Below are 11206 nucleotides of genomic sequence, written 5' to 3'. Positions count from 1 at the left end.
CGGAACACCTTTTCCTATTGAGTTGATCATGAACGAAGCTATTTCAAATATCCTTGACGGAATTATCGACGCCAACACTGATCGCAGCATTCGAGACGGCGGCCGCACGCGCTCCGAATGGTATGGAATGTCGCCGGAAGAGCGCAGGGTCTATACCAATGAGGTCCTCAAGCGCTTAGGCGAGATGCAAAGGACGACTCTGCAGGTATTGGCCGCCCAGTACATTGACATGCAGGGTAATCCGGCTTCGATCGTGGATCGTTTGGCGGAATTGAAGGCCGCTTTGGCTCAGGCCGAGAAGCGAGCCAAGGACTACGGCGAAACTCCGGCGAGGAAGAACTATATAGCGAGCTTGAAAGACACCATCTACATTTACGAGCGGCAGAATTTTCGCGACGTGGAGTACGCGAAGGCGTGGGATGCCGCGACGAAGCTCTTGAAAGAGGCCGGCGCCGGCGGCGGCGATCTCGACAGTCTGAAGACCGACAAAGTCGCAAAGCAGGCCGCTCTGACTGCCAAGATCGCCGCCCTGCAGGCCGAGTTCGACAAACTCACGCCTACGGAGGAAGGCTATCTGAAGAAAAGGATCGAACTCGCCGCGTACAAGGATCTCGGCGAGGCCAAGGTGAAGGTCGGGAAAACGATGGTGGGCAAAGACGGCTACTACGCCAGATTCCTGAATAATGACAAGGATGTTCCCGATCCGATGAAGTTGCCGATGGGGGACGACAAGGACGCTCCGCTCAACGCAACGCTGTTGCTGATGGAGGAGCGGCCCGGCTATATCCGCATGAACATCGCCTTGGTGGATGACGACTTCAATAATACCCCCAAGGGCAGTACTCAGAAAGACGTGTATCTGGGCGAGGATGGGAAGATCGTCATTCAGAACAGGGGTTCCGAAGGTGCCGCCGTCATCAACTTTTCGTTCGGTACGGACTCGCGCAGCCTTGCGTGGCAGCAAAAATATCGTATCGACGTGCCGAGCCTAACCTTGGCTCCGATCCGCTCGGTTCTGGTGAAGACGGAATTCGTCAAGCAATACTTCGGCGACTACATGGTGTCGGAGAAGTCGAGACGTCCCGCGATGCAGGTCGAGATCAGCGAAGACGGAAGAACGCTGAAGCTGACCAATGTAGATCGAAAAGTTCCCAATCAGATCGGCATTGAAGTCGGGCTTGGTAGTCCGTTCCAGGATGTGGTGAACGCGAACGCCGATCTCTCGTCTTTCCAAACCTATGCATTGGAAGACTATCGCAATTCCTACTACAACAAGGACCGGCACGGCGAGTTCAAGAACATAAACCAGCTGGCGGACAAGATCGGCCTCGGCGGTCGCCAGTACCTGCTCGAGTACACGGATAAGGATGGCAAACGCCAAGGGGCGACGCCGTTCATCATGGACGATGGCGGACACCTCACTGCGAACCAGACGAAGGAGCTCTACGAGAGCAGTTTGGACTTCTTCGAGAAATTCGACGATCTCAAGAACGGCATCGCCGAGGATCAGGCTTGGTACAAGGACCCGGTCACGCGCAAGCAATTCGAAGATGCGCTGGCGCGCACGCTTGATCGCAATCATATGACGCCCGCGGGGCTGTTGAGCGAAGTGGATCGAATCAGCGAAAGCCGCCGAGACATCAACGGCAACAGCTACAACAAATCCACCTGGGAGCGGAACTTTGCCGACGGATACATGGACAGCCCTGCAATCAAGGGCATGATGTCCGATCTGTCGAAGAAACTGGCCGGCAGGCTGGTTTGGTTAAGCGAGCAGATTCATTCTGCAGACACAGGGAAAAAAAAGACTTGGCGCCTCAGTCTGTGGGAAAAAATCATCGACAACGCGGTCTATGTTCGTACCGATCTGTTGACAATTCGCAATAGGATGCCGGAATTGTGGGGGCAGATCTATAAAGAATTTGACTCTGCCGAGAAAGCGCGAATCGCGGCTGAGAACGAAAAAATAACGGAGAGAAACAATAAGAAGATTGCAGACTGGGAGGCGCTTCCGCCTGATAAAAGAGGCGCTGCGCCGAATTTGCAGCCGCTTCAACAGTACCAAGCGAAGGATGTGCGCGACCAAATCAACGAGAAAGTTCTGCTGACCGTCCTGTCGGGGGCCGATGCGGTCGACGGGCTGACCACCGATCCGGTCTTGCGCGACAAAATCAAGGTCGAATTCGGCGGGACGGGGATAGACTCCTTGCGTACCCAGCTGTTCTTCCATGTTCTACGGCCGTTGACCCATCATCTGGACGGTTTGAACGACAATCTAAAGACCGCCTTGGGCGTCACCAAGACGGCTCCGCCCAACAACCATAAGTTCGGTTTCAACGATGATCCGTCCGTGGTTGCCATCAATAATCGGACGCTATCGAAGGATCTCTATTCGCTGCTGAATGCCGTCGATGACGCGACGGCTTTCGATAGTTTTCTTTTTCCGAACGACAAGCTGCGCAGCCGCAATCTGTATGTGCCGGACGAGAACTCAGACGCTAGCAAGTATATGAACGCACTCGATGTGCCGTTCACGGGTGGCATTTCCGGTACTACCCGCGACGTCACTCAGTATTTGAGCTCAACGCTGGGCGAAACCTTGTCGGTGCAGCAGTACTGGAAGTTCGAATTGGCTAATGCTGCGTTGATGATCCGCAATGGCTACCACTCGTTCTTCGAGGCGATCTATGTCGCAGCGCGCTTCGAACCCAAGGCAGCGGACAGCAAGGGGCCGGCACTGCTGCAGCTGTTCGACGACCTAAAGACGAAGGCGAGCGGCGGCGCGATGTTGACTCATGAGCTCTATACCGGCGTCATGGCCGAGCTCCTGCCGGTCGTCAATGAGGGGGCCGCCGGCGCGCAAGTCTTCGTGCCGCCGGTGTATGAGCGGTCTCCCGATCTGTCGGTGTTCGATACCAGCTTCCCGCGGTCCGGCAGTAGGCCGTCCCAGGTGCCAGGCGTTACGGGGACCTGGTCCATTCCAGGTGCACAGAGGGGCTTCAGAGACAGCGACACCCGCTACGAGCGCCAAATCATCGTTCAGCTGGAGAACGATCCGGACGCGGCCGAAGCGGCCGCTCGTCTGGCGGCGAAGCACCCGGACAACAGCGTTATCGTCCAGCTTGCCGCAAACGGCGACTATCGGATCCTGCAGCTCGGCGCTAACGGACAGTTCCAAGTGGTCACCGGCGACGTTGACCTGCTTAAGACGGATTCTCCGATGCGATGGCAGGTGGTGGGCCACGGCCGTGGCGCGGATGATGCGCGGACCATGGGGGGAATGAGTGCCCAAGGACTGGCTGAACATCTGGCCGACTTCCAGCGCAAGCTGTCGGCAGATCGCGGGGTAATAGGCTTGCCTGCGAGAATCAGCCTGGTTGGTTGTTCCCTGGAAAGCAACACTGCCCAGGAAGGCTTCGGCTACCGGTTCGTCAGCGCGCTTAAGGAACCCTCGGTCGAAGTGTCGATCCATACCTCGGATCTGGCGATCGACCGCAATGGCCGAAAGCAACCGGGGGCGCCGGGCGGACAGATTGCATCGGCCATGGACGACAACAAAGTGGTGTATCAATGGCGCTGGGAAGGTAATGTCGTCCAGAACCGTGCCGCCCCCAAGCCAATTCTTCTGCTCGGCCCGGATCGAATCAACGTCGCCGAACTCATCAAGAACATCCGCGGCTCGAGCCGACCGCTGTCGGATCTAAGCGCTGAAGAGCGGAAGGCATTGATCCGGTTCTTCCCGGATGCAGCAGGAACCGGCCTGAACGAAAAGGGGTTGACTGATACGCTGAAGAAGGAAGCCGACTACGACAGGTTGCTGGCCACCATCGAACGAACCGCCCTGGTCCATTTGGGCTCCAAGGGCCAGGGCCAGATCGGCCTCGGTGTCGGCGCGCTGGACAGCGTCGGTGCAGACCCCGCGGTTCGAGACACGATGCGCAAAGAACTCGCGGCAAAGGGCACGATCAAGGTCGACGGGGTCGACGTTTCGCTGGCCTTGTTGTTCGACCTCGGGGCGACGATCGACGGCAGTCCGCTGACCCCGGCCTTGGCGACGGCGCTGGGCGCGTCGATCACCGGAAAGAAGATCGCCTTCGACCCGGTCGGGCTGGCTCGAATGATGGCCGAGGTACCGTCGCAGGCGGACTTGGAGAAGTTGGCGGCGGTCGTGAAGAAGCAGTTGAGCGCCAACGGCGCCACTATCGACAGCCTCTTGCGCAGCGCACCGCTGACCGATGCGCGCGCCGACGATATGCTCGTGGTGCTTAGAGACAAGCCGGCTGCTGCATTGGAGGTCGAAGTCGCAAAGAAGGCCAAGGAACTGTTCGGCGAGCAGGCGTCCGTTCGAGCGAATTGGCTGTCTCTGGCAGAAGGCCTGGATGCGGCGCAGCGGGAGCTGGTGCAGAAGCTGTACAACACCGCCAGCGAAGCATCCGGCTTCGACTTGGTCAAGTACAACAAGCTTCAAGCCGAGCGTCCCGACTTGTCCAGCGTCGAGATCCTGCAGCGAATGGCCTTGGATACCGTCCGCAAGCGACTACGCAACGACGACAACGCCAGTAGCACGCTTCAACTTGCCCAGTGGGACGAAGGCGACGCCAAGCGCTTCTTGCTCCGCTCCGGCGTGGCAACGCAAGACGTTTCGGGGAAGTTTGATCTCAACATCGTCAATTTCAACGGGTTTATCAAGAACGCCAGCGCGATGGACCGCATTCGTGTCTCCATGGCGATGCTGAAGCTGCCGCCAGACGTGTACGCGGAAACACGTGAAGAGATCAACTCGCGCGGCGACCAGAATGCGAAGCGATTTATAGATTCGGTCGATGGCGAACGAAACAAGCCGGTAGATGTGGACCAGGGCGGCTGGAGCGACAGCGTCGGCTCTGCGCTCGACGTGTACGAGGTCTTGAACTCCGTACAGCAGTTGGTCCGCAGTTGGGATCAGATGAGCAACACCGACAAGGGCTTCACCCTGACCGAGTTGGTCGGCGGCATCGCGATGTCCCCGCTCAGTAGCGGGATAGCGAAGGCGCTGAATCAGTTGGGCAAGGTGGTGGGGAAGGCCGCCGGAACGTTGGGCAAGATCGCCAGCGTGATCGACGCCGGCGTGCTCGACCTAGCGTTGGCGCCGGTGACTTTTACCTCCATCGGCATGCAATGGAAGTCGTTCTGGTCGGACAACGGAGACAAGAATAGCTTTGAGTACAAATCGCTGGTGGCCAATACGGTCATCACCACCGTGACCACGGCCGTGAGCGCCGCCTTGACCGGCGTGGCGATCGCTTCGTCGCTGGGCTTCATTGCGGCCAGTTCGGTTCTTGGAACGATTGCCGCCTCGGCCGGGCCGATCGGCGTTGCCGTCGCCGTGGCCGGCTTCATCATCAGTGGTATCGTCCAAGGTGCTATGGCGGTGGCGGAGTACGACGAATACTTCGCCGATACCGGTGCCAAAGTGGAAGCCTTCTTCGCTGCCTGGGTCGGGGTCGAGACTCTCGGCATGAAGCGCGCGAAGGCCGAGAAGGACGCTCAAACGGACGCCGACAAGGTCGAGGCGAGCCTCAATAGCGAATGGGAAAAGACCAAGACCTATCTGTCCGACCTGTTCTCGAAGGACGGCTACAAGACGATGAACTACCGGGACCGCGAGCATAAGGTCTACCATGGTACGTTCCGCACGCGTAGCACTCCGGGCGGGCAAACGGATATGCCGTGGGGGGATAAGCCCGATCCGAGCGTATTTAGTCACGTACTGCAGGATCGCCCGGACTATGGCGCGATGGAGACGAGGGAATCCGATCGACTCTCCAAGGGCGGCGGCGTATGGGCCGAGCTCGGTACCACCGATAAGAACTATGCCGCACAAGGCGTCGCAGACGAGAACAACCTGTTCAATATGAGCGGGGCGGCGCTGAAGAGCGCCAAGGGTGGAGCGAAGACCGATGCCTTCAATCTCGATGCCCTCACCGAAATCGAGGAAATCGACGGCCGGGACGGTAACGACACGGTGTTGTTGGATGCCGCCGGGACCGATGTCGCGCTGAAGCTGGTAAACAGCCAGACTCGATTGACCTATAGCGGGCAGGCGATTCTGCTCGACCAGGTAACCAAGAATGGGAACCTGGACGCCGCGGCCCCCGATGTGACCAGGGCGGTTCAGCAGAATGTCAAGGTCGGAGGCATCGAATCCTACATCATCAGCGACGCGGGCAAGGCCGACATCGAGGGCGGCGCCGGCGATGAGTTCTTCGACGTGTCTGGCGCGAACGTGAAAGTGTCCGGCGGCGCCGGAAACAATACGTACTCGTTGAATCAGGGCAACCAAATCTTTAGCTCAAGCAACGATGTCGTGCTGTGGAACGGGAGGGTCGATGCGACCGTGACCATGCTCGGTGTTCCGGAAAAGGATACCCAGGCATTGCTGATCGATTTGCCGGCGCATCATCGCGATGTCCGAGTGCGTCGGGTCGGAAACAACGTGGAGCTGTCCTATGAGGCCACGGCTGTGGCCGATAGTCGCCATACCGTGTCCAAGCTGCCTCGCGCGGAGACTCGTACACTAACCATCAAGGGGATATACGACGCGAACGGAAAGCTGGACGCCAGCAAGGCCATTCAATTCTTGGATCCCCGCGGCAACAGCTTCTCGATGACTACGCTGGGGCTGATCGACAGCCAATGGCTGTCCCTGGCGATGATGGGAAAGAGCTTCGTGTTCACCGAAACGCAGGCGGCGACGCCGAGGCGGGTGGTCAACGATACTGCGGCCAATACCTATACCCTGAAAAAGGGCGCCGGCAGCTTCATCGGCGAGGTGCATACCGGCATGTCGATGCAGTTCGTGTTGGAGGCGAACCTGGAGGATTTGACCTACAGCGTGAAGAACGACGAGCTGATCATCGCCACGGTTCCTGGCAAGCCCAGACTGGAGCTGAAGATCCCGGGCTATGCCGAAGCGCTCAATAGCGGTGTTCTTCGCGTTGCGCTAGTGCCTCCGAAGGCCGACACGAAGGCCCAGACTGCAAGCGGAGGCGTCGCAAGTCCTGAAGACGCGGATTCCGGGAAGTCCACGATCATCATGGTCGAGCTTCCGGCGGCGAAACTGGATGCGAGCGGACCCTTGAAGGCCATGGGCGATGGGTCCTTGATGGAGGAGATCGAGCGCGAATTGGATAAGGTCGGCGGGCCGTTGGAGATCGTTTCGGATAGCAATAACCAAGGTGCCGAGATCGTTCTGCAGGGCGTGGGTACGGAGGCTTTTACGCAGTTGCGCGTCGGCGACGATCTGCTGCTCTACCAGGGCGACTATTCCAAGGCCAAGAAGCGACGGGTGAAGAACTACTTCTCCTACGCGACGAAGCCGACCATCAAAGATAAGCGCGGTAGCGTTGTCAGCGTCTTGGCGATCGCTCCTTCGTCCTACGCCGGCAACAATCTGGATAATACGTTGGTGGCCGGAAGCGCGACCGAACTGGCGGGAATGGATGGGGCCGATACCTATGTGATCGATATCGCCAGCGATGGTCCGACCCGCTGGGTGATCGACAATGCATCTACGGATAAAAAGCTTGATACCTTGCATCTCAATAAGGCGCCGATCCAGTGGCTGAGCGGATTCCGGCAGGCCGGCGACGACTTGGAGATTCTCCTGGACGTTCCGAAAACCGGCGGGGGCAGTCCTACCAAGAAGACGATCGTAATCAAGAACTACATCATCGATCCCCTGGCCCGGAATCTCGATCTCAGGATGGATGGGGCACTCCCGTTCAGATTGCCTTTGGTGGATTCGGATGCCGGCTTTTTCCTGCACGTCGGTTCGAGCGTCTTGGTGGTGGGCGACGGCGTGCATGAGGTCCAGGTGCCCAGAAATTCGATGATGGCGCTCAGGGTGCTCGATCCATCAAGCACGAGCGTCCTGTTCGACGGTGCGGGCTATCAGATGGAGGTGCAAGGCTACGATCTGAAGCTGATCAAGGACAAGACGACCATCTACTTGCGCGACTACTACCGCAATCCTGCGGGCGTGTTTGGTATTCCGCAAACACTGATTCCGGCGACGTTCAAGAGCGAAATTCAGGCCCTATTCGGGCGTTTGAAGGTGCCGCGCGAAAAGTGGGTCGCCTATATGCACAGCGACATCGACACCGAAGCGGAACTCAAGGAGATCGCGGTTCTCAATCAGGAAGATCCCAGTTCGAATGCGACCGATTTCCAGGCACTGCCGAGTGGAGACTTCGCTGTTTATTTGAAAACTCCGCCGGGTAGCGGGGAGCGGGTCTTATTCGCGACCGGTGGCGGCGGGAGCAACGGCTTCAAGCTGTATATCGATAGCGATGGCTACCTTTGCTACAAGGCCTATGTGACCGAGGGAGGGAAGGATGGTGTCGAGTACACCTTGTACTCCGAGTCCGCACGGATCTCCAACCAAAGGAATGCTCCTGTCGCGCGGCCGAGCGACAGCGAGTTCGTGCTGCAGTTCAACGGCAGCACCCTGACCGTTGTCGCGAACGGCGCCAATGGGCGCACGATAACTAACGATATTCGCTTGGATCTCTCCAGCGATAATCGCTTAAACTTCGGTCAGACGCGCCTGGCGAGCAGCACGCTGAAGCACGACGCCAACCCTATTCGAAAGATGAAGGAAGGTACGGTCGCCAATGCGCAGGTCGACAGTATCTTCTGGTCGAGTGGCCATACCTGGGGCGCGAACCCCAGCAACATCGAGTTGTACTACAGGGCCAACGGGTTCTCCGCCGCAAAGGCCACGGCAGCGGTAAGCGCCGGATTGACCTCGGTGGCAGACGTCGGAACCACTTGTCTTGCGTTCAAGGCGTCCGAGGGACGGTTGTCGGAAGACTTCATCATCGCTTATGCGAAGCAGCATCAGAGCTGGCTGCATGTAGATGGCGGCCTGGAGTTCGCCGAAGCCTTAGAGGCTATGGGGTATGCGCCCGACTTCATTTTGGATGCGTACAAGTATGGGCTTTCGGCGCAGGATATCGCGGCATACAGCTTGCTCGACAATGATCTGCCCGACGAGAATCGATTGGCGGACTTCGCCTTGGCTCTATACGCAAAGACCAAGCCGTATCTGATGATCAATGCCGGGCCGGTTGGGATCCTCAACTCGAACGATCAGGCGCTGTTGACGACACTGCTGGATTTCTTGGAAGTTCCCGCCTGGGACCGGCCGAGGTTGTTCCATGGTGTGGCCGGCAACGCCACTGCGGCTCACATGCAGCAGCTGGCGGTCTTGATCGGTTCTACCTATGCCTCGGATGAGGAGAAGAAGCGCGATTTGCAGAGCTGGTTGGTTCGCGGGTCGGGCGGCGATATGTCGGTCATGCACCGTTTCGTTCCGGGCTCGGTAGACAAGGCCGGCGATGAGAAGCTGCTGAAGTTGGTGCTGATTTATAAGGGATTTCTGGCCGGCCGTGCAGAATTCTTGGCCAAGAAGATGGTTGACGCTCAGGTTCTGGATTACGAAGCCGTGGAAGGGTTGTTGAACGCCGGCGTCAGCGATCCGGCCCAACTCAAGCACCTGGCCCAGGCCGGTGTGGACGGCTACGACTTGCTCGATGCCAATGCGCAGCGCCTTCAGTACGAAGGAAGCGGCAGGCGCGACGGGCTGATTAAAGTGTCGGCCAGCTTGCCTATGGTGACTGGTACGCCCGCGCAGACCGATGCCTATTACGCGCGGGAAATCTTGGGCATCGATCGGGATGGCAATGTCTACAAAATGGGCACCGACCTTAATAATTTGGTGCTTAAGAGTGCGAATGGTACTCCACTGCCCGGCCCTATGCCGGACACTAGCCAGTGGCAGTTCATCCATCCAGGCGAAGTGCTCAGTGTGGGCGGTGTCGTTCCTAACGGCTACTTGGGCGACGACGATCCGGTGATTTGGCTGTGGAAAGCCGGATTCGTCGATAAGGGCGTGAAGCTGAGTGCCGCGACCGAGACTGGTTTCGGCCGTAGTACCGACGAGAATCTGGTCGACGGCAGTGCCCATAGCGGCGAGGCGTTCTCGTGGCGTGCAGCCAATTCGACGGAAGTGATAAAAAAGGTCGAGAACGGCGAGGTCAAGGAAGAGGTCCGGATCAAGGATCTGTCTTTGGAACAGACGGACTCGATCGCCAGTGAAATCGTCCATTTCGATATGCAAGGAAAAGTCCTGCTTACTTCGTTGACTCTGCAGACGGAGTATGATCGGGTCGATGGTAGTCCCCCGGATATCGCTCGCAGCGGTGTGTATATCGTTGAGGCGCTGCGAACGGACGGCAGTTGGGTGGAGGTGTCGAAGGAGAGTTTGCTTTGGACGCCTGTGCCCGGCGAGAAGAAAGGCGACAAGGTCGATATGACCGTTCAATTGGACCCTAAGGGCGCCGCGTATCAGAACTATCGCGTCCGCCGTACTTCTGGCAACAAGGACAGCGATCGCCGGATTTCCGGCGTAAAAGTCCAGCAGAGCGGGCAATCGGCAGCGCAGAGCATCTCGTATCGACTGCCGAGCGGCCAGGCGTCCGAAGACCCGCTAAGCAGCGAGATCGTGGCGGTTCGTTTCGATATGAAGCATAAGATCGCCCTGTCTACCTTGACTCTGAAGACCACCTACAACCCGGCCGACGATAAGCAGCTGGACACCACACGTCATGGTGTTTACGTGGTCGAGGCTTTAAGCGCGGACAACGCTTGGGTGAAGGTTTCGACGCAGAACCTGGTCTGGACACCCAAGGAGGGCGAGAAGGCTGGCGACAAGACGGACATGACCGTTGCGCTCGATACCAAGGGCATTCCATATCAAAGCTACCGTATCCGCGGCATCGAAGGCAGCTACGACCGGGATCGCTGGATCGACGAGGTTACGTTCACGACGAGGCAGATCGATCTGGTTTCGCCTCCCGCCCCGGCTTCGGGCGGATCGCCGTCGCCAAGTAAGCTGAGCCAACCGGATGAGATCAGTCCGTCGGCCAGCGCCGACCGAGATGCTGCGGTGCCGTCGTCGGCCGGCTGGTCGATCGAAAAGCTGATCGAAACCATGGCGGGCTTCGATGCCCAATCCGGAGTCGATCCAGGCACTTCGCAAGGCCAGCCGACGAAGATGCGAGGCGCAATGCTGGCACCGCCTTTGACCCACAATATCGCTTTGCTTTAACGCAAAGGAGCGGCCGGGTCTCAGGGCCCGGCCGTCCCCTGAATTTGCGGCGCG

The 11206-nt window shown here is 58.4% G+C and carries 1 protein-coding gene; it reads left to right on the top strand.

Going from position 1 to position 11206, the window contains the following annotated elements; translation table 11 throughout:
- Window positions 1–28 precede the first annotated feature (28 nt).
- Window positions 29–11152: a C80 family cysteine peptidase gene (locus tag TX83_RS18720; RefSeq protein WP_079248319.1), complete on the top strand. Its 11124-nt coding sequence runs from the start codon at window positions 29–31 to the stop codon at window positions 11150–11152.
- The last annotated feature ends 54 nt before the right edge of the window (window positions 11153–11206 follow it).

Origin of the sequence: Lysobacter antibioticus HS124, assembly GCF_000336385.2 — a bacterium.
GTDB lineage: Bacteria > Pseudomonadota > Gammaproteobacteria > Xanthomonadales > Xanthomonadaceae > Lysobacter > Lysobacter firmicutimachus.
The sequence above is the reverse complement of the archived record's forward strand: the minus strand, read 5'-3'. Positions and strand labels throughout refer to the sequence as shown.